This is a genomic window from Pseudoduganella sp. SL102 (assembly GCF_027856995.1).
GTDB classification, from domain to species: domain Bacteria; phylum Pseudomonadota; class Gammaproteobacteria; order Burkholderiales; family Burkholderiaceae_D; genus Rugamonas; species Rugamonas albidiflava.
Genome location: NZ_CP115554.1, coordinates 5,991,210 through 6,013,390, shown reverse-complemented (window position 1 = coordinate 6,013,390; position 22,181 = coordinate 5,991,210). Strand labels below are relative to the sequence as shown.

Annotated in this window: 22 protein-coding genes; 14 read left to right on the top strand and 8 right to left on the bottom strand. The window is 66.4% G+C overall.

What is annotated here, in order from left to right; translation table 11 throughout:
• The gene (locus tag OU994_RS25435) at positions 1 to 1,113 is read right to left on the bottom strand and encodes a sensor histidine kinase (protein WP_281608198.1); all 1,113 of its coding nucleotides are present in this window, start codon (positions 1,111 to 1,113) and stop codon (positions 1 to 3) included.
• Positions 1,114 to 1,250: 137 nt separating this feature from the next.
• Between OU994_RS25435 and OU994_RS25430 the strand changes: the two genes are divergently transcribed.
• The gene (locus OU994_RS25430) at positions 1,251 to 2,159 is read left to right on the top strand and encodes an alpha/beta hydrolase (RefSeq protein WP_281608197.1); all 909 of its coding nucleotides are present in this window, start codon (positions 1,251 to 1,253) and stop codon (positions 2,157 to 2,159) included.
• 388 nt (positions 2,160 to 2,547) lie between these two features.
• On the opposite strand, the gene OU994_RS25425 is transcribed toward OU994_RS25430, so the two are convergent.
• The 3 genes from OU994_RS25425 to OU994_RS25415 form a co-directional block, all read right to left on the bottom strand.
• Positions 2,548 to 4,446 carry a PhoH family protein gene (locus tag OU994_RS25425; RefSeq protein ID WP_281608196.1) on the bottom strand — a complete coding sequence of 633 codons (1,899 nt, stop codon included), beginning with the start codon at positions 4,444 to 4,446 and terminating at the stop codon, positions 2,548 to 2,550.
• A gap of 334 nt (positions 4,447 to 4,780) precedes the next feature.
• Positions 4,781 to 5,224, bottom strand: coding sequence for a peroxiredoxin (locus tag OU994_RS25420; RefSeq protein WP_131148909.1), 444 nt, complete (start codon positions 5,222 to 5,224; stop codon positions 4,781 to 4,783).
• Between the two features lie 224 nt (positions 5,225 to 5,448).
• The gene (locus OU994_RS25415) at positions 5,449 to 5,835 is read right to left on the bottom strand and encodes an Mth938-like domain-containing protein (protein WP_281608195.1); all 387 of its coding nucleotides are present in this window, start codon (positions 5,833 to 5,835) and stop codon (positions 5,449 to 5,451) included.
• A 179-nt stretch (positions 5,836 to 6,014) separates the two neighbouring features.
• Between OU994_RS25415 and OU994_RS25410 the strand changes: the two genes are divergently transcribed.
• Both OU994_RS25410 and OU994_RS25405 read left to right on the top strand, forming a co-directional pair.
• Positions 6,015 to 7,244, top strand: coding sequence for a pyridoxal phosphate-dependent aminotransferase (locus OU994_RS25410; RefSeq protein WP_131144515.1), 1,230 nt, complete (start codon positions 6,015 to 6,017; stop codon positions 7,242 to 7,244).
• A 77-nt stretch (positions 7,245 to 7,321) separates the two neighbouring features.
• Entirely contained in the window at positions 7,322 to 8,644 is a 1,323-nt protein-coding gene (locus tag OU994_RS25405; protein ID WP_281608194.1) for a homoserine dehydrogenase, read from the top strand.
• A 266-nt stretch (positions 8,645 to 8,910) separates the two neighbouring features.
• On the opposite strand, the gene OU994_RS25400 is transcribed toward OU994_RS25405, so the two are convergent.
• The 4 genes from OU994_RS25400 to OU994_RS25385 form a co-directional block, all read right to left on the bottom strand.
• Positions 8,911 to 9,228 carry a BON domain-containing protein gene (locus OU994_RS25400; RefSeq protein WP_131144517.1) on the bottom strand — a complete coding sequence of 106 codons (318 nt, stop codon included), beginning with the start codon at positions 9,226 to 9,228 and terminating at the stop codon, positions 8,911 to 8,913.
• 224 nt (positions 9,229 to 9,452) lie between these two features.
• Complete coding sequence (locus OU994_RS25395) at positions 9,453 to 10,832, bottom strand: sigma 54-interacting transcriptional regulator (RefSeq protein WP_281608193.1); 1,380 nt, start codon at positions 10,830 to 10,832, stop codon at positions 9,453 to 9,455.
• Positions 10,832 to 11,464 (bottom strand): hypothetical protein, encoded by a 633-nt coding sequence (locus tag OU994_RS25390; RefSeq protein WP_281608192.1) that lies wholly within the window; start codon positions 11,462 to 11,464, stop codon positions 10,832 to 10,834. Before OU994_RS25390 ends, OU994_RS25395 begins: the two co-directional genes overlap by 1 nt.
• A complete protein-coding gene (locus tag OU994_RS25385) occupies positions 11,454 to 12,872 on the bottom strand; it encodes an ATP-binding protein (RefSeq protein WP_281608191.1) in 1,419 nt (472 codons plus the stop codon). The genes OU994_RS25390 and OU994_RS25385 overlap by 11 nt, the downstream gene beginning before the upstream one ends.
• 462 nt (positions 12,873 to 13,334) lie before the next feature.
• Here OU994_RS25385 and OU994_RS25380 point away from each other — a divergent pair, with 462 nt between their 5' ends.
• The 11 genes from OU994_RS25380 to OU994_RS25330 all read left to right on the top strand — a co-directional run bounded on the left by OU994_RS25380 (position 13,335) and on the right by OU994_RS25330 (position 22,180).
• Positions 13,335 to 14,078 (top strand): beta-ketoacyl synthase chain length factor, encoded by a 744-nt coding sequence (locus OU994_RS25380; protein WP_281608190.1) that lies wholly within the window; start codon positions 13,335 to 13,337, stop codon positions 14,076 to 14,078.
• Positions 14,071 to 14,859, top strand: a complete 789-nt coding sequence (locus OU994_RS25375; RefSeq protein WP_281608189.1) for a 1-acyl-sn-glycerol-3-phosphate acyltransferase — start codon at positions 14,071 to 14,073, stop codon at positions 14,857 to 14,859. The genes OU994_RS25380 and OU994_RS25375 overlap by 8 nt, the downstream gene beginning before the upstream one ends.
• Positions 14,852 to 15,106: a phosphopantetheine-binding protein gene (locus OU994_RS25370; protein ID WP_130188152.1), complete on the top strand. Its 255-nt coding sequence runs from the start codon at positions 14,852 to 14,854 to the stop codon at positions 15,104 to 15,106. Before OU994_RS25375 ends, OU994_RS25370 begins: the two co-directional genes overlap by 8 nt.
• Before the next feature lie 9 nt (positions 15,107 to 15,115).
• A complete protein-coding gene (locus tag OU994_RS25365; protein ID WP_281608188.1) occupies positions 15,116 to 15,385 on the top strand; it encodes an acyl carrier protein in 270 nt (89 codons plus the stop codon).
• A 4-nt stretch (positions 15,386 to 15,389) separates the two neighbouring features.
• The gene (locus OU994_RS25360) at positions 15,390 to 15,950 is read left to right on the top strand and encodes a hypothetical protein (protein ID WP_281608187.1); all 561 of its coding nucleotides are present in this window, start codon (positions 15,390 to 15,392) and stop codon (positions 15,948 to 15,950) included.
• Positions 15,943 to 17,742, top strand: a complete 1,800-nt coding sequence (locus OU994_RS25355) for an AMP-binding protein (RefSeq protein WP_281608186.1) — start codon at positions 15,943 to 15,945, stop codon at positions 17,740 to 17,742. Before OU994_RS25360 ends, OU994_RS25355 begins: the two co-directional genes overlap by 8 nt.
• Positions 17,735 to 18,490 (top strand): glycosyltransferase family 2 protein, encoded by a 756-nt coding sequence (locus OU994_RS25350; protein ID WP_281608185.1) that lies wholly within the window; start codon positions 17,735 to 17,737, stop codon positions 18,488 to 18,490. Before OU994_RS25355 ends, OU994_RS25350 begins: the two co-directional genes overlap by 8 nt.
• Before the next feature lie 113 nt (positions 18,491 to 18,603).
• On the top strand, positions 18,604 to 19,536 hold the full coding sequence (locus tag OU994_RS25345) for an acyltransferase (protein ID WP_281611717.1): 933 nt from the start codon (positions 18,604 to 18,606) through the stop codon (positions 19,534 to 19,536).
• Complete coding sequence (hutH, locus tag OU994_RS25340) at positions 19,523 to 21,085, top strand: histidine ammonia-lyase (RefSeq protein ID WP_281608184.1); 1,563 nt, start codon at positions 19,523 to 19,525, stop codon at positions 21,083 to 21,085. Before OU994_RS25345 ends, hutH begins: the two co-directional genes overlap by 14 nt.
• A complete protein-coding gene (locus OU994_RS25335) occupies positions 21,078 to 21,515 on the top strand; it encodes a thioesterase family protein (RefSeq protein WP_281608183.1) in 438 nt (145 codons plus the stop codon). The genes hutH and OU994_RS25335 overlap by 8 nt, the downstream gene beginning before the upstream one ends.
• A gap of 8 nt (positions 21,516 to 21,523) precedes the next feature.
• Positions 21,524 to 22,180, top strand: a complete 657-nt coding sequence (locus OU994_RS25330; protein ID WP_281608182.1) for an outer membrane lipoprotein carrier protein LolA — start codon at positions 21,524 to 21,526, stop codon at positions 22,178 to 22,180.
• The last annotated feature ends 1 nt before the right edge of the window (position 22,181 follow it).

Genomic DNA, 22,181 nt, shown 5'->3' with positions numbered 1-22,181 from the left:
TCATTCCTTCGCCAGCGGCAGCCGCAGCTCGGCCACGAAGCGTTTGCCGCGCACGCCGGCATGCAGCGCGGCACCGGGCGTGATGCGCTGCAGCCGGTCGCGCGTGTTGGCCAGTCCCAGGCCGGCGCCGGGGTTCGGCGAGGCTTGTGCGAGCACGCGGTTGGTGACGGTGACGACCATGGCGTCGCCGTCGCGGGCGAAGGACAGCGTGATGTCGCCCGGGCCATCGTGGCAATCGATGTCGTGGCGCAGCGCGTTTTCCACCAGCGGCTGCAACGACAGGGGCGGGCAGTCGACTTCGTCCAGCAGCGCGTCGCCGGCTCCCTCGATGGCCACGCGCAGCCGGTCGCCGTAGCGCAGGCGCTGCAGGTCGAGGTAGTCGCGCACGAACTGGAGTTCGGCCGCCAGGGTCGCCGTGTTGTCCGTGCTGGCCGCCAGCGCATAGCGCAGCAGGGTGCTGAGGCGGCCGATGCCGGCCAGCGCCACGGGCTTGTCGCCGGCGCGGACCAGGGCGCTGATGGCATTGAGGGCGTTGAACAGGAAGTGCGGTTCCAGCTGCGCGCGCAGCGCCAGCATGCGCTGTTCCTCCAGCTGCAGGCGCAGGTTCAGCATGTCGTTCTGGGCGCGCTGCCAGGCCAGCTCGCGGTCCTTGGCCTGGCGCCAGTAGTGGATCGCCAGGATGGCGGCGAAGGTGGCGGTGGTGGTGAACCAGCCGACCAGCAGCATCTTCATCAGCATGCGGCGCACGTCGCCGAAGCTGGCGATGTCGAGGTAGTCGCGCAGCCAGGCGATGTACAGCCATTGCGCCGGCTGGAACAGCAGCACCAGGCCGATGAACAGCAGCACCACGCTGCGCGGCCGGGCCACCAGCACGGGCCAGCGCCCCAGCGCGGTGACCAGCACCGCGGACAGCACCATCAGCGGAACCGCGTATTCGATGAACCAGGTGGCCAGCAGCACCGGGTAGCGGCTGGCCACGCCGGTGCGCAGGTTGTCGCTGTAGGTCTGCAGCGCGCCCAGGGCGCTGATGGCTGTCCAGACCAGCGCGCTGAGGATCACGGTCCGCGCGGCGGGCCTGGGAAGGTGGAAGAAGGAAGCGCTGTGCGTAGTCATCGGCGAAAAGTATACCAGCGGCCTCGCGGCGCGCCGGGGCCGGCCGTCCCGCGCATGCCGCAATCCGTCCCACGCGGCTCGGCGGCGCGGGCAGGGCGCGGCACAATCGGCGACCCGATCATGAAGGAGACGTTGCATTGAAAACGCTGCTTGCTTTGCTCACCCTGTGCTGGAGCTGTGCCGCCGCGCCGGCCACGCCATCCGCCCCGTCCATCCCCTACACGCTCGATAACACCGAGGTGCGCGACGTGCACGCCACCGCGCTCAAGCGCGACTACCAGGTGTTCGTGGCGCTGCCGGACTCGTATCGCACCTCGACCCGGCGCTATCCGGTCGTCTTCGTCGTCGATGCCAGCTACGCCTTCCCGGTCGCGCGCAATATCGCCTCGCGGCTGCACAGGCATGCCGGCATGGAAGAGGCGATCGTGGTCGGGCTGTCGTATGCGCAGGGCGACTCGGGCTCGTACAGCCGCGGCCGCGATTACACGCCGAGCGTGCCGCGCCCCAGCGCCACCCGCTACCACTCCGACATGCCGGGCCGTGCCCCCGCCTTCGGCGAGGCCGCCGCCTACGCCCGCTTCATCGCCAGCGACGTCTTCCCGCTGATCGCGGCGGGCTACCGGGCCGACATGGGCCGCAAGATCTTCGTCGGCCATTCGTACGGCGGCCTGCTGGGATTGCAGGTGCTGCTGACCAACCCGCGCACCTTCGAGCACTACATCCTCGGCAGCCCGTCGCTGTGGTTCGACCGCGGCGTGATGTTCGACCGCGAGCAGGCCTACGCCGCCGCGCACAAGGAGATGCCGGCCTCGGTCTTCTTCGGCATCGGCGCCCGGGAAACGCTGGCGCCCGGCAAGTCGCGCTCGCGCAGCAAGGAGCAGGCCGACATGGTCGCCGACCTGCGCGAGTTCCAGGCATCGCTCGCCGCGCACCGCTACCGCGGCCTGTCCACCACCGTGAAAGTGTTCGCCGACGAAGACCACGCCAGCGTATTCCCGCTGGTCTTCACCCATGGGCTGCGTGCCTACCTGAAGTCGACGAAATAGTTGCAGAAAACCGGGGGCTGATCCTAGTGCCGCTTAGATAAGCCCACTCCAAGTGCAAATTCGGGGGTCAGGGTGGAGTACTGGCTGATAGGCCAGTACCGCTACGCCGGCAAGGAGCGATGCTCCTTGAAACCCCGGCTACGCCCCGGCGGGGTGAAGCAGGGGTTTCGTGAAGCATGCTTCACGCCTGCGGAACGGTGCTGGCATGCACGCCAGCATTCCTTCCTGACCCCAGCCCTTCGCTGTTGGGGTGCATGCATGCGTTTCCAACGTATCGGGTAACGCTTGACTTAACGGCATTTGGGTCTGACCCTGGTTTCAAGAAACATTGCGGGCAGTAAAAAGCCCCGCCGGCTTGCGCGGGCGGGGCTGGATGGAGCGGGAGTGCTTACAGCACGTCGCTCGCGTGGTCGGCCAGGCGCGAGCGTTCGCCGCGCGCCAGCGTGACGTGGCCACTGTGGGCCCAGCCCTTGAAGCGGTCGACTACGTAGGTCAGGCCGCTCGAGCCTTCCGTCAGGTACGGCGTATCGATCTGCGCGATGTTGCCGAGGCAGAGGATCTTCGTGCCCGGCCCGGCGCGCGTCACCAGCGTCTTGATCTGCTTCGGCGTCAGGTTCTGCGCCTCGTCGATGATCAGGAACTTGTTGACGAACGTGCGGCCGCGCATGAAGTTCAGCGACTTGATCTTGATGCGCGAACGGATCAGGTCCTGGGTGGCCGCGCGGCCCCATTCGCCGGCGTCGTTGTCGGACTTGTTCAGCACCTCGAGGTTGTCGTCGAACGCGCCCATCCACGGGCCCATCTTTTCTTCCTCGGTACCCGGCAGGAAGCCGATGTCCTCGCCCACCGGCACGGTGACACGGGTGACGATGATCTCGTTGTACAGCTTGGTCTCCAGCACCTGGGCCAGGCCGGAAGCCAGCGCCAGCAGGGTTTTACCGGTACCGGCCTGGCCCAGCAGCGTGACGAAGTCGCATTCCGGATCCATCAGCAGGTTCAGCGCGAAGTTCTGCTCGCGGTTGCGCGCGGTGACGCCCCACACATTGTTCTTGTTGTGCGAGTAGTCGCGCAGCACGCGGATCACGGCCGTCTTGCCGTTCAGCTGCTTGACCTGGCCGTAGAACGATGCTTCGCCGTTGTTCGGTTCCAGGTACACGAACTGGTTCACCAGCAGCGATGGCACGAACGGCCCGGTCACGCGGTAGAACGTGGTGCTGTAGCCATTCTTGTTTTCCTGCCACGACTCCATGTCCTTGCCGTGCTTGTTCCAGAAGTCGTCCGGCAGCTGCACGATGCCGGAGTACAGCAGGTCGGTATCTTCCAGCACGTGGTCGTTGAAGTAATCCTCGGCCGGCAGGCCCAGCGCGCGCGCCTTGATGCGCATGTTGATGTCCTTCGACACCAGCACCACGGCGCGGCCTTCCTGGTCCGCTTCCAGCGAGCGGACGACGGCCAGGATCTGGTTGTCCGCCTTCCCTTGCGGCAGGCCTTCCGGCAGGTCGGCGATCTGCAGGCGGGTCTGGAAGAACAGGCGGCCCTTGGCATCCTTGTTGCCCAGCTTGGACAGGGGGATGCCCTGTTCGATCGCATCGTCATCCGTGTTGGCGACGAGCGCATCGAGCGTGCGCGAGACCTGGCGCGCATTGCGGGCGACCTCGGACATGCCCTTCTTGTGGTTGTCCAGTTCTTCCAGCGTCATCATCGGCAGGTACACATCGTGTTCCTCGAAGCGGAACAGCGATGTCGGGTCATGCATCAGCACGTTGGTGTCGAGCACGAACAGCTTGGTGCCGCCGATCTGGTCGGCATGGCGGCTGGTCGACGACTTGATCGTCACCTCGACCGGCTTGTGCTTGGCCGGATGCGGTGCCTCGGCCTTGATCGGCGTGACTTTCGCGCGCGGTGCCTTGGCCGTTGCCGGCGCGGCTTCGGCGGCTACCGGCGCAGCAGCGGGGGCAGGGGCGGCGGCGACCGGCGCCGGGTAGTTCACCTTGGCCGGGGTGGGTGCCGCCACGGCGGGTGTTTCGGCCGCGGTCTTCGCGGCACCCTTGCGGGCGGTCTTCTTCGCCACCGGCGGCAGCGGCTCGGCCAGCACGGTCGGCGTCACGACATCGAGCACAGGAATCGATTGCTCGCTGCGCTCGGAAGCGGACTTGCCGCGCGCGGATTTCTTCTTCGGCACTTCGTCATGTTCGGGGAACGGTACCGGGTTGGCGCCGCTCGCCTTCGGGTAATCTTTTGCCAGCAGCAGGGTGGCCGGCTTGGTGGGCAATTTTGGCAGTGGCATCAGGATCTCGTCTTAAAAAATGTCCCGCGCGGCCGGATGGGCCACGCAGACAGGTCGATGGGGAATACAGGGGATGCCAAGAGGGCAGCAGGGTGCCCGGATAGCGGAACCACCGGAGTGGCTACAACAAGGAGAGGAGAACGCTGTCGACTCAAAATCTGGCTGCACGTACTACGGTTAGGGTTAACCGGAATGTGCGCGCCGCACTCGATGCCTGGTTCAGGACCTGGTCCGAAACCTGGTCCGAAACCTGGTTCGGGACCTGCTTCGATCCCGGGTTTGCTACCGAGCTTGGTGCCGGGCTTGATGCCGGGCTTGTAACCGAGTCCGATACTTAGCCCCGGCGCGCTACAAATTCCAGCACTTCATCGACGTGACCGGGTACCTTCACGCCACGCCATTCTTTCACCAACCTGCCTTGGGCGTCAATGACAAACGTACTGCGCTCGACCCCCCGGACTTCCTTGCCATACATCTTCTTCTGCTTCATCACGCCGAAGGCCTGGCAGACCGCTTCCTCGGGATCGGAAATCAGTTCGAACGGCAGTCCCAGCTTGGCCTTGAAGCTTTCGTGCGAGCGCAGCGAATCGCGGCTGATGCCATAGATTTCCACCCCGGCCGCCGTGAACTGTTCATGCAGGTCGCGGAACGCCATGTTCTCCGTGGTGCAGCCGGGCGTATTGTCCTTCGGGTAGAAGAACAGCACGGTGGCGCGAGCGGGACGCCCGGACAGCGTGAACGTCTGGCCGCTCGTCATCGCGGCGCTGAAGTTGGGCAATGATGCGTCGGGCAGTGCGTTGGACAGTGCGCCGGGCAGTGCGCCAGGCAGTGCGGCGGGCAGTACGGTCACCACGGGAGCATCGGTTTGTTCGGGGCTATCGGCCACGCTGGTTCTCCTGGAAGCATTGGTGTGCACCGGCGACGCGAGCGTCGGGCGATGCAGCTTTGATATGGCGGCGCCATACGGTAAATCAAGGGATGGCCCGATGCCGGGCCGGGTCCTTACCGGGGCGCGTCTTTCTCGATGATGAGGGCCAGCAGCGCCTTGCGCCCTTCGCCCATCAGGATGTTGTAGGTGCGGCAGGCCGCGTTGGTGTCCATGCACTCGACGCCGATCTGCTTCGAGGTCAGCGGCGCCGACAGGCGCGGGTGCACGAAACGCTGCCGTTCGCCGGTGCCGAGGATCACCACGTCCGGCCCTTCGGCCAGCAATTGCTCGAAATGCGCCACGGTCAGGTCCTCGAAGCGCGCCACCGGCCATGGCTGGGGCGCCTTTTCAGGCAGCACGAGCAGGCTGTGGTCGAACGGCTGGGCATTGATTTCCACGCCGCCGGCGAAATAACCGGTGACGGTCTGGTATTGCTGGGTGTTGCTGGAATGGAGCTTCATGGGACTCGCCGCTTCATGTTCATCTGGATTCGCGAAAGAGACGCTATTGTAACGTTTTGCCATCGCCATCGGCCCGGCGCGGTTGCCTAATCGAACTTTATTCGGCAGAATGGGTCATTTTCGCAATGCAGCATTGGTATTTCTCGCTGCGTGCAACACTCGCGTTTCCGGGGATGATTTTGCGACCGATTCAGAAATCGAACAAGCTGGCAGAAGTCTGCTATGAAATCCGTGGTCCCGTGCCTGAGAAGGCCCGGCAGATGGAGGAAGAAGGCCACAAGATCACCAAGCTCAACATTGGCAACCTGGCCGTGTTCGGCTTCGATCCGCCCGACGAGATCGTGCAGGACATGAAGATCCAGTTGCCGAACGCGGCCGGCTACACGGACTCGAAAGGCATGTTCGCGCCGCGCAAGGCGGTGGTCCACTACACGCAGGGCAAGAACATCGCCGGCGTGACGATCGACGACGTCTACCTGGGCAATGGTGCTTCCGAGCTGATCGTGATGTCGATGAACGCGCTGCTCAACAACGGCGACGAAGTGCTGGTGCCGGCGCCCGATTACCCGCTGTGGACCGCCGCCGTGAGCCTGTCCGGCGGCCGCCCGGTGCACTATATCTGCGACGAGCAGCAGGACTGGTTCCCCGACATCGACGATATCCGCAAGAAGATCACGCCGAACACGCGCGCGATCGTCGTCATCAACCCGAACAATCCCACCGGCGCGCTGTACCCGGACGAGGTACTGCTGCAGATCATCGAGCTGGCGCGCCAGCACCAGCTGATCATCTACGCCGATGAAATCTACGACAAGGTCCTGTACGACGGCGCCCGCCACACGTCGATCGCCTCGCTGTGCGAAGACGTGCTGTGCGTGACCTTCAACGGCTTGTCGAAAAACTACCGCGCCTGCGGCTACCGGGCCGGCTGGATGGTCGTCTCGGGCGAAAAGCGGCATGCCAGGGACTACATCGAGGGGCTGAACATGCTGGCCTCGATGCGCCTGTGCGCGAACGCACCGGGCCAGTTTGCGATCCAGACTGCGCTCGGCGGCTACCAGAGCATCCAGGACCTGGTCGGCCCCGGCGGGCGCCTGCTCAAGCAGCGCGACCTGGCCTACCAGCTGCTGACCGATATCCCCGGCGTCAGCGTGGTGAAACCCAAGGCGGCGCTGTACATGTTCCCGCGCCTCGATCCGAAGATCTACCCGATCGCGGACGACCAGCAATTCGCCTACGACCTGCTGGCCGAGACCAAGGTGCTGATCGTGCAGGGCACCGGCTTCAACTGGATCGCGCCGGACCACTTCCGTGTCGTGTTCCTGCCGAATACTGACGACATGACGGAAGCGTTCGGGCGTATTGCGCGCTTCCTCGAAGGCTACCGCCGCAAGCACGGGCATGGCTGAGCGAGACGACTGACGACATCGGCTGACCGATCAACCCGGCGCGCGGCGAACCGCGCGCCAGCAATGAAACTGGAAACATGAACTCGATCAAAGTAGGTTTGCTGGGCGTGGGCAATGTCGGAGGCGGTACCTTCGACGTCCTGAAGCGCAACCAGGAAGAGATCCGCCGCCGCGCAGGCCGCGGCATCGAAGTGGTGGCCGTGTCGGCCCGTAACCTGGAGCGCGCGAAGGCACGCACCAACGGCGAAGTGCGGGTGGTGGCCGATCCCTTCGAGATCGTCGATGACCCGTCGATCGACATCGTCGTCGAACTGATCGGAGGCTACGACACCGCCCGCGAACTGGTCATGCGCGCCATCGCCAACGGCAAGCACGTGGTCACCGCCAACAAGGCGCTGCTGGCCGTGCACGGCAACGAGATCTTCAAGGCGGCCCAGGAAAAGGGCGTGATGGTGGCGTTCGAAGCGGCCGTCGCCGGCGGCATCCCCATCATCAAGGCGCTGCGCGAAGGCTTGACGGCCAACCGCGTGCAATGGCTGGCCGGCATCATCAACGGCACCACCAACTTCATCCTGTCCGAGATGCGCGACAAGGGCCTGGACTTCGACACGGTGCTGAAGGAAGCGCAGGCGCTGGGCTACGCCGAAGCGGATCCCACCTTCGACATCGAAGGCGTGGACGCGGCGCACAAGGCGACCATCCTGTCGGCGATCGCGTTCGGCATCCCGGTGCAGTTCGCCAAGGCGCACGTGGAAGGCATCACCAAGCTGGAAGCCATCGACATCCGCTACGCCGAGGAACTGGGCTACCGCATCAAGCTGCTGGGCATCGCCAAGCGCACCCGCGTCGACGGGGCGGACGGCATCGAACTGCGCGTGCACCCCACGCTGATCCCGGCCAAGCGCCTGATCGCCAATGTGGAAGGCGCGATGAACGCCGTGCTGGTGCAGGGCGACGCGATCGGCGCCACGCTGTACTACGGCAAGGGCGCCGGCGCCGAGCCGACCGCGTCGGCCGTGATCGCCGACCTGGTCGACATCACCCGCCTCGCCACCGCCGACCCGGAACACCGCGTGCCGCACCTGGCCTTCCAGCCGGACGAACTGGCCGATATCGCCATCCTGCCGATGGCCGAGATCACCACCAGCTACTACCTGCGCATGCGCGTGGCCGACCAGCCGGGCGTGCTGGCCGACCTGACCCGCATCCTGGCCGACAGCGGCATCTCGATCGACGCGATGATGCAGAAGGAGCCGGGCGAAGGCGAAGTCCAGGCCGACATCATCATGCTGACGCACCAGACGCAGGAAAAGAAAGTCCTGGCCGCCATCGCCCGCATGGAAGGCTTGCCGACCGTGCTGGGCAGCGTGACCAAGATCCGCCTCGAGAACCTGGCCTGATCCGGCTTCTCTGCCACAAAAAAACGGCCTGCGGGCCGTTTTTTTACGTCTGTTGTAAAACATCTGGGGACTGTCCCTCTCAGGGGGACTGTCCCCAGATGTTTTACAACGGTTCTTGGGAGCAAAAAAAAAGCGGGCGACACTTGCGTGCGCCCGCTGGAAGGGGAGGTACTTCTGCTACTCTCAGATGCTACTTACTACCGGTACTACTACTCCATACAAGCCCCTGCTCCGGGGCCGAAAAATCGGTGATGCTCTCCTGGTGATTACTTGGATGCGACGGTCAGTTCGCTCTTCACTTCCTTGACGCCTTCGACGGCCGAAGCAGCCTGGATGGCCTTGGTGCCTTCGTCGGTGCTCGGCACGGAGCCGGTCAGCGTCACTACGCCCTGGTTGGCGGAAACACCGATCTGTTTCTGGTCAGCCAGCGCAGCCTTGACTTTCGAGGTCAGCGCAGAGTCGCCGGCAGCAGCGGCGGCTCCTGCCATGGCGGCATCCTGTTGCGGCTCGGCGGCAAAGGCGGCGGAACCGAAAGACAGGGAAGCGGCAGCCAGCAGGGAGGCGATCAGTTTGGTGTTCGTCATGGTATGAATCTCCATCGTAGTTTAAGGAACGCCGTGTGACGTTGCGCTACTACTTGCAAGCGCCGTGCCAGCTCGAAAAAATCGAGCATAATCAAGGGCTTGGAGATTCCGGCAAGGTTATCTTGCCGACAAGAATTACAATTCGAGACAATTCGGGGCCGTTTTGTCGTGAAACGGCGACAGGGCCCCGGTACAGCTAAGCCAACTATTTGATTCTTATGGGATTAGTCCTGTCGCTCTTCAGCGACAGTGCCGCCTTCGCGGAACTGGGCCGCGTTCAGGTCGTACTTCGACAGCAGGCGGTAGAACTCGGTCCGGTTGCGTTCGGCCAGCCGTGCGGCATCGGAGACATTGCCATCCGTGAGCTTCAGCAACTGCACCAGGTAGTTGCGTTCGAAGCGCTGCTTGGCTTCCGTATAGCTGAGCACTTCCAGCGTCGGCACGCGCAGCGCCCGGTGCACCAGCGTCAACGGTACCAGCGGCGCGGTCGCGAGGGCGCACACGTGTTCGACCACGTTATACAGTTGCCGCACATTGCCCGGCCAGGCGGCCCGCGTCAGCGCCTCCAGCGCATCCGGCGCGAAGCCGTTGACGGTCTTGCCGTACTTCGACGCCAGCATCTGCAGGAAGCGGGTGGCGAGCAGGCCGATATCCTCGCGCCGCTGGGCCAGTGCCGGCAGGGTCAGCGTGATCACGTTCAGCCGGTAGTACAGGTCTTCGCGGAACTGGCCCTCGACCATCGCCGCGTCCAGGTCGCGGTGGGTGGCCGACAGCACGCGCACGTCGACCGGCCGGCCCACGTCGGAGCCCAGCTGGCGCACCACGCGTTCCTGCAGCACGCGCAGCAGCTTCACCTTCAGCAGCAATGGCATGTCGCCGATCTCGTCGAGGAACAGCGTGCCGCCGTCGGCGGCCTGCACCAGGCCTTCGCGGCTGCTGACGGCGCCCGTGTACGCGCCCTTCACGTGGCCGAACAGTTCCGACTCCAGCAACTGCTCGGGAATCGCGCCGCAATTGACGGCGATGAATGGTGCGTTCGCGCGCCGGCTGGCCCGGTGGATCGCCCGCGCCAGCAATTCCTTGCCGGTGCCGCTCTCGCCGCGGATCAGCACACTGGCGTCGGAGGCGGCCACCAGCCGCGCCTCGGCCAGCAATTCGGCCATCGCCTGGCTGCGGCTGATGATCTCGGCACGCCAGCTGTCGTCGCCATCCGGCCCGGCCGTGGCTGGGGCGGTCAGCGCCAGCGCCTGGCTGATCCGGTCCAGCAGGATCTTGGCGTCGAATGGTTTCGTCAGGTAGGCGTAGGCGCCCAGCGTGGTGGCTTCCACCGCGTCGGGAATCGTGCCGTGCGCGGTCAGCAGGATCACCGGCAGGGCCGGGTGCTGGTTGCGGATCTGCTGGAACAGCGCCATCCCGTCGCGGTCCGGCAGCCGGATGTCGCTGATCACCAGCGACGGCAGTTCGATCGACAGCCGGGCCAGCGCCGCTTCGGCGCTGCCGACGGCGGTCACGCGGTAGCCGTTCGCCATCAGGCGCATCGACAGCAGGCGCAGCAGGTCGTCGTCGTCGTCGACGAGCAGCAGGTGGGCTCCCGTGGCGGCCATCAGCGTGCTCCCGGTGTCGAGGCGCCGTTCGCGCCGTTGGCCGGGCGTACCGGCAAGCCCCGTTCGATCGCCTTCAGCGCCTCGACCGTATCGCTCAGCTGCTCGGTCTTGCGCGTGGTTTCCTTCAGCTGGGTGGACAGCCGGTCGGCCTGGTCGTACAGCCGGCGCGCTTCCGCGCAGTGGCTCGACAGCAGTTGCGCGAACGCGCGCACCCCCTGCGTGCCCGACTCGTTCGACGCCGCCACGCCATCGAACAATCCCTGGGCGCGCGCCAGGTCGCCGCCGCCCCGCGTCAGCATCAGGATCATGCCGGTCTGCAGCGTCACCTTCGGCGTGCGCTGCTGCTGCAGCAGCCCGGACAGCTCCTTCAGCAACTCGCCCTGGGTCATCTTGCGCAGCGACTGGTGGTACACCAGCAGCGGCATCACCTCGTCGGGCAGCGCCACCGGTTCCACCTTGATCGGCAGCGGCGCCACGGCCAGCGGAGCACCGTAGTGCGTCTGCGTCAGCACGCCGTGCTGCGTGCCGCAGGCCGACAGCAGCAGTAGCAGGGACAACAGGGACAGCAGCGGCAGCAGCCGCGATGGCGGCAACGGCGCCGCCGCGCGAAATGGACTTGGATCAGTTTTCATAAGGCAGTTCGAGACGGAAGTGGGCCCCGGGCGAGGAGGGCAGGAGTTGCAGGGTGCCGCCATGCGCGATCACGTATTCGCGCACGATCGACAGGCCGATGCCATTGCCGCGCCGTGCGCCCGGCGGCTGGCGTTCGCCCTGGTAGAACGGTTCGAACACGCGCTGCCGGTCGGCCGGCGCCACGCCGGGGCCCTGGTCGATGCAATCCAGCCGCAGCATGCCGTTTTCCCGGGCCACGATGAAGCGCACCGTGCCGCCTTCGGGCGAAAACCGCACGGCGTTCGACAGCAGGTTGCTGGCCACGATCACCAGCTTGGCGGCATCCGCCGCGATCTCCGGTGCGCCGCCCTCGACCATCACGACCAGGCTGCGCGCCTGCCATTGCAGGCGCTGGCTGTCGACCACCCGGCGCACCAGCGCGGCCATGTCGACCGGCTCGCGCAGCAGGTGCTGGGCGTCGAAACTGGCGGCATTGTAACGCAGCAAGTCCTCGATCTGGTTTTGCAGCGATGCCGTATTCTGCCGCAGGATGTGGGTGATTTCACGCTGTTTCGGCGCCAGCGGACCGGCCACTTCATCTTCCAGCAGGGCCACGCCCTCGACCATCGCCGCCAGCGGCGTCTTCAGTTCGTGCGAGATATGGCGCAGGAAGCGTGCCTTGTCCGCTTCCAGGTCGGCCAGCCGCTGGCGCAGCCAGTCGAGGTGGCGGCCCATGCGGCGCAGGTCGTCCGGGCCGGCCACGTCGATCGGCGTGTCATAGCGGTTGCCGCCCAGTTGCCCGATCGCGCTTTCGATCTGCCGCAGCGGGCGCGCCAGCCACAGTCCGAACGCGATCGACAGCACGGCGGCCAGCGCGATCGACAGTGCCAGCTGGCCGCGCAGCACGTTGCGGCGTGTCTCCAGTTCTTCGGTGATCGCGGCATTGCGGCGGTCCACCTCGGCCTGGGCCAGGTGCGCCAGTTCGCTGTTGATCGCCGGCAGTTGCGCCAGCGCGGCATCGAGCCGCAACTGCGCCGCGCCGCGGTGGGTGGTCGGCATGCCCAGCGCGGCGCGTGCCGCTTCGCCATTGCGGCGCCAGTCGGCGAACGCGGACGGCGCTTCACCGGGCAGCTCCGCGGCGATCGCGTCGAGCGCCGCCAGCGCATCGCGCCAGGCTTCGCGGAACCGGTCGAGGAAGGCCACATCGTCCAGCACCAGGTACTGGCGCGCGCTGCGCTCCATCGCCACGCTGCGTTCGGCCACGCGCTGCGCATTGGCCGTCAGGGCGATGGCGTCGTTGCCTGTTTCGCGGCTATGCTCGGCAAGCTGGTTCAGGGTCAGCAGCGCGAGCACCGACGTGGCGCTCAGCAGCGCCGCAATCAGCAGGAAGGCGATCAGCGACAGCAGTCGGAACGAAAGCTTTGGCAAGGGCGGCACTCGCGGAGAATGTTAACCAAGTAATAATAGTTGAATTCACTGCCGAGCTGTTGCTTTATTGCTCAGGTGACAGTGTTTGCAATTCCGCCGAGCAATTATCAACCAGCTTTTCTGATATTAATAATCTGGCATGGTTGCAAGGCGCGGGGGCGAATCATAGCGTGACAATTGGTGAGAATCCACGCGAATCCATGCATTTACGGCCCGTTGTTACAAAAAAAAGCAGGGTTGGTGACAATTCGCTGACTTTTAAGTGCCCCGGCATTGTTAAACTCCCGCGTTGCTGATTCATCCAAGCAACAGTCGGGCGCGAATGACCCAAACGCAACGCTCAGCGGCGGATAGTTTTTGTTATTTACTGCAGGGCTCGCTTATAATTTCCGCTTAACTCCTGCCACAGAATAACTCGCAGTGGCGCACGAAAGAGTTTCACCACCGCGACGGGGATAGTCAATGTACAGGGCAGGGGTCAGTTTTTCCATTCTCGGGCATGCCGCCTGGGCGCCTGGCCTGGCCGCAGCGGAAGAATGGGCAGCCTGGGCCGCGGCGCCGGCGCCGGCACCGATCGCCCATGCGGGCGAGCCGGGCGTGCGCGCCATGCCGCCGATGTTGCGGCGCCGCCTTGGCCAGCTGGGCAAGATGGCGCTCGATGTCGCCTACACGGCGCTGGGCGAGCGTACCGGCGTTCCCACCGTGTTCTGCTCGCGCCATGGCGAAACGGCGCGGGCGATCGCCTTGCTGGATGACCTGGCGCGCGGCGTGCCGCTGTCGCCGACGGCGTTTGGCATGTCGGTCCACAACGCCAATGCCGGCCTGTTTTCGATCGCGCGGAGCGACCAGGCCAACCACATCGCGCTCGCGGCCGGCAGCGGCACGCTGGAGCACGCGGTGATCGAGGCTTGCGGCCTGCTGGCCGATGGCGAACCGGCGGTGCTGCTGGTGGCCGCCGATTGCCCGCTGCCCGAGGCGTTCGCGCCGTTCGCCGACCGCGCCGAACAGCCGCATGCCTTCGCATGGCTGATGGCGGCCGATGGCGGCACGGAGCGCCTGTCGCTGCAATGGGCCGCCAGCGATGCCGCGGAAGACCATGGCGGCCTGCCCGGCACGCTCGACGTGCTGCGCTTCTACGCCGCCGGGGCGCCGCAGCTCGAACGGGTCGCCGGCCGGCGGCGCTGGCGCTGGAGCCGCGGTGATTGAAGGCCTGGGGCGGGCCTGGCGCGTAGGCGCCACCGGCCTGTCCTTCGCATTGTTCGGCGTGGGCGGCCTGCTGCTGCGGCTGGCGGTATTCCCGCTGCTGTACCTGCTGGTGTGGCGGCGCGAGCGGCGCGTCACGGCGGCGCGCGCCATCATCCGCCTGGCATTTCGGGCCTATGTGGACGTGATGCGCGCGCTGGGCGTGCTGCGCTATGAGGTGCGCGGGCTGGAAAAGCTGGAGCGGCGCGGTCTGCTGATCCTGGCGAACCACCCGACACTGATCGACACGGTGTTCCTGATGGCGTTCGTGCGCAATGCGGATTGCATCGTCAAGGGCGCATTGTGGAACAACCCGTTTACACGGGGGCCGGTACGCGCCGCGGGCTACATCAGCAATGACGGCGGCACCAGCGGCGGCGACGGCGATGGCCTGGTGAAGGCCTGCATCGCTTCGCTGGAGCGCGGCAACAACCTGATCGTGTTCCCGGAAGGGACGCGCACCCCTGCGAATGGCGTCATCAGCATGAAGCGGGGCGCCGCCAACGTGGCGGTGCGCGGTGCGCGCGCCATCACGCCGGTGGTGATCCGCTGCGATCCGCCCACGCTGGGCAAGGGCGAAAAATGGTGGCGGGTACCGCCGCGCCGCGTGCGCTTCTCCCTGGAAGTGCAGGACGACGTGGCGGTGGAACCCTTCATCCACGACAGCAGCGACGTAATGGCGGCGCGCCGGCTGACGGAATTTTTACAGAACTATTTTACGGGGAAGTACCAAGGCCATGCTTGAACAAGAAGTGAAAGAACTGATCATCGACGTGCTCCAGCTGGAGGATATCAGCCCGAAGGACATCGACACGGACGCGCCGCTGTTCGTCGACGGCCTGGGCCTCGATTCGATCGATGCGCTCGAACTGGGCGTGGCCCTGCAGAAGAAATACGGCATTTCGCTCTCGGCAGACTCGGAAGATACACGCCGCCATTTCGCCTCCGTGCGGGCCCTGGCGGCGATGATCGAAACCAATCGCAAGCAATGAGGAGTGCACATGATTGACCTGACCACCATGAGCGGCGAACAGCTGCAGAGCTGGGTGATCGACCTGCTGGCCGAGATGTTCGAGCTGGACAAGGCATCGCTGACCGCCGAGTCGAACCTGTACGAAGACCTGGACATCGACAGCATCGACGCCGTCGACCTGGCCGTGAAACTGAAGCAGCTGACGGGCAAGCGCCTGCAGCCGGAAGTGTTCAAGACGATCCGCACGATCGGCGACGTGGTCGACGCGCTGGCCGGCATGACGGAGCCGGTGGCCTGAGCGGATGCTGAGCAATGTCGTGGCCGTGGCCCTCACGGTGCTGTATCCGCTGGCCATCTGGCTGGGCCATGGCCGGTTCGAGCCGCGCTGGCTCGCGCTGCTGCTGTTGCTGGCGGCCGCCGCGCGCCTGCCGGCATTGAAGATCTCGGCACCGGCGCGCTGGTCGGTGGCCGGCGCCCTGGTGCTGGTCGGCTGCGCGGTATGGAGCAACCTGCTGCTGCCGCTGAAACTGTATCCGGTGCTGGTCAACCTGGCGCTGCTGGGCGCTTTCGGCGCCAGCCTCGCCACGCCCGTCTCCGCGATCGAGCGGATGGCCCGGCTGTCGGGTGAAGCGCAGTCATCGTCCGGATTTCCACCTGTCGCCAGCGCCTACATGCGCACCGTCACGCAAGTGTGGTGCGGCTTCTTTGTTTTCAATGGTGCCGTGGCGCTGGGCACGGCAATGTGGGCCAGCGACGCGGCCTGGTCGCTGTATACTGGCCTGGTTTCCTACATCCTGATGGGGGTGCTGTTCGGCGGGGAATTCCTCGTGCGGATGCGCTTCAAGCGGCTGCATCATGTTTGAATCACTGACCACGCTGGCCGTGCGGCTTGCCGCACGGCCGTCATCCATTCCCGTTGGCGTGCGCGCAGGCGCCGCTGTCGGCACGGCCGACTTCCTGGCGCGCGCGCAGGCGTGGCGCACCCTGCTGGCCGGGCATCCCGGCAGCCGCTTCGCGCTGTACCTGGACGACAGCATCGAATTCGCCGCCGCGCTGCTGGGCGCCTGGCACGCCGGCAAGACCGTCTGGCTGGCCGCCGATACCCTGGACGCCACCTGCGCCAACCTGCGCGAACACGTGCACGGCTTCCTCGGCGAATTCCCGGCCGCGTGCGCGCCGCTGGCGCCCGCCGTGGATTCCACTGTGGATGCCACGCCGGAAGGCAACGCCGCGCCATGGCTGGAACTCGATCCCGAAGCCGACGCGCTCGTCGTGTTCACCTCGGGCAGTACCGGCGCGGCGCAGGCCATTCCCAAGAAGCTGCGCCAGATGGCCAGCGAAGTCGCCACGCTGGAGACGCTGTTCGGTGCCCGTGCCGGCGACGCCGCCGTCATCGCCACCGTGTCGCACCAGCACATCTACGGCCTGCTGTTCAAGGTACTCTGGGCATTGAATACCGGCCGGCCGATCCACGCCGCCAGCATCGCCTTCCCGGAAGCGCTGGCGCCGGCACTGGCCGCGCAACGCTGCGTGCTGGTCGCCAGCCCGGCGCACCTGAAACGCCTGCCGGCGCACCTGGACTGGCAGGGCGCGCGGCGCCACGTGGCCATGGTGTTCTCGTCCGGCGGCCCGCTGCCGGCCGACACGGCACATGCCTGCGGCAGCCTGCTGGGCAGCGTGCCGGTCGAAGTCTTCGGCAGTTCGGAAACGGGCGGCATCGCCTGGCGCCAGCGCGCCGCCATGCCGGCCGTCGGCGACGATGGCTGGACACCGTTCCCCACCGTGGCCTGGCGCCTGCGCGACAGCTTCCTGGAAGTGCGCTCGCCGCACCTGCCCGATGATGCCTGGCTGCCGCTGGCGGACCATGCCCAGGAACTGGGCAACGACGGCAAGCGGCGCTTCCAGCTGCTGGGCCGCGGCGACCGCATCGCCAAGATCGAGGAAAAACGCATCTCGCTCGACGCCATCGAGGCGGCGCTGCTGGCCTGCGGCCTGGCGGCGGAAGCGCGCGTGGCACTGTGCGAACCGGATGCCGGCCATCGCCAGGTGCTGGCCGCGTTCGTGGTGCCGACGCCGGCCGGGCGCAGCCTGCTCGAGCGGGAAGGCAAGCTGGCGCTGAACGCCCGCCTGCGCGCCGTGCTGGCGGGCGTGGTGGACGCGGTCGCTCTGCCGCGCCGCTGGCGCTACCTCGACGCCTTGCCCGTCAACGCGCAGGGCAAGACCACCGTGGCCGCGCTGCTCGCGCTGCTGAATGTGGGGCCTGCCGATCCGCAGTCGGCACCGGCCGCCGCGCCACGGCTGCCGCAGGTCCGCGAGCTGGCGCGCGATGTCGATGGCCGCCGCGTGCTGCTGGAGATCGTCGCGCCCGCCAACCTGGTGTACTTCGACGGCCACTTCACGCAGGCGCCGATCCTGCCCGGCGTGGCGCAGGTGGAATGGGCGATCCGTTATGGCCGCGAGCATTTTTCGCTGCCGCCCGTGTTCCGCGCCATGCACGCGCTGAAGTTCCAGCATGTGATCCAGCCCGGCCAGCCGGTGGAGCTGGAACTGCTGCACGACCCGGCCAAGGGCCAGCTGGCGTTCGCCTTCCGCTCGCCGTCCGGCCAGCATGCCAGCGGCCGCATCCTGTTCCGCCCGGAGGCCGCGCATGGCTGATGCCCTGTTCAATCCTTGCGTGGTGGTGCCGGTCTACAACCATGAAGGCGCCATCGGCGCCGTCACGGCGCGGCTGCTGGCGCACGGGCTGCACTGCGTGCTGGTCGACGATGGCAGCACGGCCGCCTGCGCGCGCGTGCTGGACGGGATCGCCGCCGCCGAACCGCGCCGCGTCACGCTGGTGCGCCTGGCCGTGAATGGCGGCAAGGGCGCCGCCGTGATGGCCGGTATCGCCCGCGCCACGCAGCTGGGCTACAGCCACGTGCTGCAGATCGATGCCGACGGCCAGCACGATACGAACGACGTGCCGCGCTTCCTGGAGCTGGGCCGGGCGCGGCCCGGCGCGGTGATCTGCGGCTGCCCGGTCTACGACGCGTCGGTGCCCAAGGCGCGGCTGTACGGCCGCTACGCCACCCATGTCTGGGTGTGGATCAACACGCTCTCGTTCGATATCCGCGATTCGATGTGCGGCTTCCGCGTCTACCCGGTGGCGGCGATCAACGCGCTGGCGGCGCGCAGGCAGCTGGGGCGCCGCATGAATTTCGATACCGACGTGCTGGTGCGGCTGTACTGGCGCGGCGTGGACATCGTCAACCTGCCCACGCGCGTGCGCTATCCGGAAGATGGCGTATCGCACTTCCTGGTCTGGCGCGACAACGTGCTGATCTCGGGCATGCACACAGCGCTGTTCTTCGGCATGCTGCCGCGCATTCCGCTGCTGCTGGCCCGCAAATGGAGGCGCCGGTGAGCAGCGCAAGGACCACCGCGAAGGCAGCCGCAAAGACGGCAGCAAAGACGGCAGCCGCGGACGACAGCCGCCGCCACTGGGCCTCGATCGACGAGGTCAGCTTCGTCGCCGGCATGCGCTTCCTGTTCTGGATCTGCCGCATGTTCGGCCGCTGGCCGTTCCGCGTCGCGCTGTACCCGGTGCTGGCGTGGTACCTGCTCACGCAGGGCCGCGCACGGCGCGCCTCGCGCGACTACCTGCGCCGCGTGCGGGCCCACACGGGCAAGCCGGTCGCCGGCGTGCTGGCGCACTTCGCCTGCTTCGGCGAAAACCTGCTCGACAAGCTGCTGCTGTGGGGCGGCCTGTACCGGCTCGACGGCGTGCAGTTCCATGGCGCCGACGTGATCGAGGAGGCTATCGCCCGGCGCACCGGCGGTGTGCTGGTCTGCTCGCACCTTGGCAATGTGGAGCTCACGCGCCTGCTGTCGCGCCAGCGCGACGACATCAAGTCCACCGTGCTGGTGCACACCAAGCACGCCCAGGCCTTCAACCGGCTGATGGGCAAGCTCAATCCGGAAAGCCAGACCAACCTGCTGCAGGTGACGGAAATGACGCCGGCCACCGCCATGATGCTGTCGGAACGCATCGGCCGCGGCGAGTTCGTCGTCATCGCCGGCGACCGCGTTCCCGTCACCGGCAACGAACACGTCGCCACCGCCGACTTCATGGGCGAACCGGCGCCGTTCCCGGTCGGGCCCTACCTGCTGGCCGGCATCCTGCAATGCCCGGTGTACCTGCTGTTCACCGTGCGCGTCAACGGCGTCACCGAAGTGCATATCGAGCGCTTCCGAGATGGCGTGCGGCTGCCGCGCAAGGGGCGCACCGAGGCGCTGGCCGCCATGGCGCAGGGCTACGCATCCCGGCTGGAACACCACGCCGCGCGCGCGCCGCTGCAGTGGTTCAATTTTTACGACTTCTGGCACTTGCCGGACGCTGGTCCCGGCCAGCACGATACCCAGAAGCACCCCCAGGAAGAACTTCAGGAAAACCACGATGCAACTCGCTGAACACTTTGCCGTGCTGCACGCCGCGCCACGCACCGTCCGCTTCGACCGCGACCGGCTGACCATCGAAGACATCGTCGATATCGCCCAGGGCCGCGCCAACGCCGAGCTGTCGCCCGACCCGGCGTTCCGTGCCGCCATCGCGCGCGGCGCCGATTTCCTCGACCGCCTGCTGCGCGAGGACGGCAACGTGTATGGCGTGACGACCGGCTACGGCGATTCGTGCACGGTGGCCGTGCCGCCCGAACTGGTGGCGGAACTGCCGCATCACCTGTACACCTACCACGGCTGCGGCCTGGGCGAGTTCTTCGACCCGGCGCAGACGCGGGCGATCCTGGCCGCGCGGCTGGCATCGCTGGCCAAGGGTTTCAGCGGCGTCTCGGTCGAACTGCTGCTGCAGATCACCCGGCTGCTCGATGCCGGGCTGCTGCCGCAGATCCCGTCCGAGGGATCGGTGGGCGCCTCCGGCGACCTCACGCCGCTGTCGTACCTGGCCGCCGTGATGTGCGGCGAGCGCGAAGTATGGCGCAACGGGCAGGTGGTCTGCGCGTCGGTGGCACTGCGCGAAGCCGGCATCACGCCGCTGCGCCTGCGTCCGAAGGAAGGCCTGGCCATCATGAACGGCACCGCCGTGATGACGGCGCTGGCCTGCCTGGCCTACGATCGCGCCGACTACCTGGTCAAGCTGGCCACGCGCATCACGGCGCTGGCTTCGTACACGCTCGACGGCAACGCCCACCACTTCGACGAAGTACTGTTCGCCGTCAAGCCGCATCCCGGCATGGGCCGCGTGGCCGCCATGCTGCGCGAAGACCTGCCCACCACCGTGTGGGAACGCAACGGCAAGCGCCTGCAGGACCGCTATTCGATCCGCTGCGCGCCGCACGTGATCGGCGTGCTGGCCGATGCGATGCCGCTGTTCCGCAGCAATATCGAGAATGAACTGAACAGCGCCAACGACAACCCGCTGATCGATGGCGACAACGAGCGCGTGCTGCACGGCGGCCATTTCTATGGCGGCCACATCGCCTTCGCGATGGATGGCATGAAGAACGCGGTGGCCAACGTGGCCGATCTGCTGGACCGCCAGATGGCGCTGCTGGTCGATGCGCGCTACAACAACGGCCTGCCGGCCAACCTGTCCGGCAGCACGGGGCCGCGCGCCGCCATCAACCATGGCCTGAAGGCGCTGCAGATCAGCGCCTCGGCCTGGACGGCCGAGGCCTTGAAGCTGACCATGCCGGCCTCGGTGTTCTCGCGTTCGACCGAATGCCACAACCAGGACAAGGTCAGCATGGGCACCATCGCCGCGCGCGACTGCCTGCGCGTGCTGGAACTGACCGAACAGGTCGTGGCGGCCCTGCTGATCACGGTACGGCAGGGTGCCTGGCTGCGTGGCCGCGTCAGTCCGGAACTGGCGCTGCAGCCGCACCTGGCCGCGATGATCGAGGCGCTGGACATCGCGCCGATCGACGAAGACCGCCGCCTGGACAGCGACCTGCATTCGCTGCTGGCCAGCATCCGCGCCAAGGCATGGGAGCTGTATGCGTAACGGTGCACGAAAACTCGCGGAAAGCCGCTGGTTCGCCGAGGTCGACATGGAAGTCCAGTTCTTCGACCTGGACCCGATGGAGATCGTCTGGCACGGCAATTACGTGAAGTACCTCGAAGTGGTGCGCTGTGCGCTGCTCGACAAGATCGGCTACAACTACCCGCAGATGAAGCAGTCCGGCTTTGCGTGGCCGGTGGTCGACATGCACCTGCGCTATGTGGCCCCGGCCACCTTCGGCCAGAAGATCCGGCTGCGCGCCGACATCGTCGAGTGGGAAAACTGCCTGAAGATCGATTACCTGATCACGGATGCGCAATCGGGCAAGCGCCTGAACCGCGCCACCACCACGATGGTGGCGGTGAACATGGCCACGCAGGAAATGTGCTACGTGTCGCCGCCCGTGCTGATGGAAAAACTGGGGATCGCATGAAAAAACCGATGTTGACTTACTTGCTGCCGCTGGCGCTGGCCTTGCCCGTCCTGGCCGCCGCCGCGAATTCCGCCACGAATTCCGCCACGAATTCCGCCACGAATGCGGCCACGAATTCAGCCGTGCCGGTGGCGAAGATCCAGGCCATGCTGGCCAAGCCGAAGGTGATGTGCGGCCGCTTCGACCAGAGCAAGACGCTGGCCGGCATGAAAAAGCCGCTGGCCGCCAATGGCCGCTTCTGCGTGGTGCAGGAAAAGGGCGTGCTGTGGCGCACGCTGCAGCCGTTCCCGAACACGCTGCGCCTGACCAAGGGCGAGATCGTCCACTACCAGGGCGAACGCGTGGCGATGCGGCTCGACGCGAAGACCGAACCGACGGTGCGCATGATCAACCAGGTGCTGTTCTCGCTGCTGGCCGGCGACCTGGCGCAGCTCGAACAGCTGTTCAGGGTGGACGGCACCGTGGGCGCGGACAGCTGGAAGGTCACGCTGGAAGCGCGCGAACCGGCGCTCGCCAAGGCGATCGGCACCATCCGGCTCGATGGCGGCGCCTACGTAAACAACATCGTCATCAGCGAAGCGTCGGGCGACCGTACCAGCATCGTGTTCTCGAAGATCGAATCCGGCGACAAGGCAATGACCGCCGACGAGGCGGCGCTGTTCTGAT

Coding starts and splice junctions, on each gene's coding strand:
- OU994_RS25350 (WP_281608185.1), top strand. CDS start 17,735: ATGGCTGATGCCCTGTTCAATCCTTGCGTGGTGGTGCCGGTCTACAAC.
- hutH (WP_281608184.1), top strand. CDS start 19,523: ATGCAACTCGCTGAACACTTTGCCGTGCTGCACGCCGCGCCACGCACC.
- OU994_RS25345 (WP_281611717.1), top strand. CDS start 18,604: ATGCGCTTCCTGTTCTGGATCTGCCGCATGTTCGGCCGCTGGCCGTTC.
- OU994_RS25360 (WP_281608187.1), top strand. CDS start 15,390: ATGCTGAGCAATGTCGTGGCCGTGGCCCTCACGGTGCTGTATCCGCTG.
- OU994_RS25415 (WP_281608195.1), bottom strand. CDS start 5,835: ATGAAGCTCCATTCCAGCAACACCCAGCAATACCAGACCGTCACCGGT.
- OU994_RS25405 (WP_281608194.1), top strand. CDS start 7,322: ATGAACTCGATCAAAGTAGGTTTGCTGGGCGTGGGCAATGTCGGAGGC.
- OU994_RS25435 (WP_281608198.1), bottom strand. CDS start 1,113: ATGACTACGCACAGCGCTTCCTTCTTCCACCTTCCCAGGCCCGCCGCG.
- OU994_RS25390 (WP_281608192.1), bottom strand. CDS start 11,464: ATGAAAACTGATCCAAGTCCATTTCGCGCGGCGGCGCCGTTGCCGCCA.
- OU994_RS25365 (WP_281608188.1), top strand. CDS start 15,116: ATGATTGACCTGACCACCATGAGCGGCGAACAGCTGCAGAGCTGGGTG.
- OU994_RS25400 (WP_131144517.1), bottom strand. CDS start 9,228: ATGACGAACACCAAACTGATCGCCTCCCTGCTGGCTGCCGCTTCCCTG.
- OU994_RS25330 (WP_281608182.1), top strand. CDS start 21,524: ATGTTGACTTACTTGCTGCCGCTGGCGCTGGCCTTGCCCGTCCTGGCC.
- OU994_RS25395 (WP_281608193.1), bottom strand. CDS start 10,832: ATGGCCGCCACGGGAGCCCACCTGCTGCTCGTCGACGACGACGACGAC.
- OU994_RS25425 (WP_281608196.1), bottom strand. CDS start 4,446: ATGCCACTGCCAAAATTGCCCACCAAGCCGGCCACCCTGCTGCTGGCA.
- OU994_RS25355 (WP_281608186.1), top strand. CDS start 15,943: ATGTTTGAATCACTGACCACGCTGGCCGTGCGGCTTGCCGCACGGCCG.
- OU994_RS25335 (WP_281608183.1), top strand. CDS start 21,078: ATGCGTAACGGTGCACGAAAACTCGCGGAAAGCCGCTGGTTCGCCGAG.
- OU994_RS25380 (WP_281608190.1), top strand. CDS start 13,335: ATGTACAGGGCAGGGGTCAGTTTTTCCATTCTCGGGCATGCCGCCTGG.
- OU994_RS25370 (WP_130188152.1), top strand. CDS start 14,852: ATGCTTGAACAAGAAGTGAAAGAACTGATCATCGACGTGCTCCAGCTG.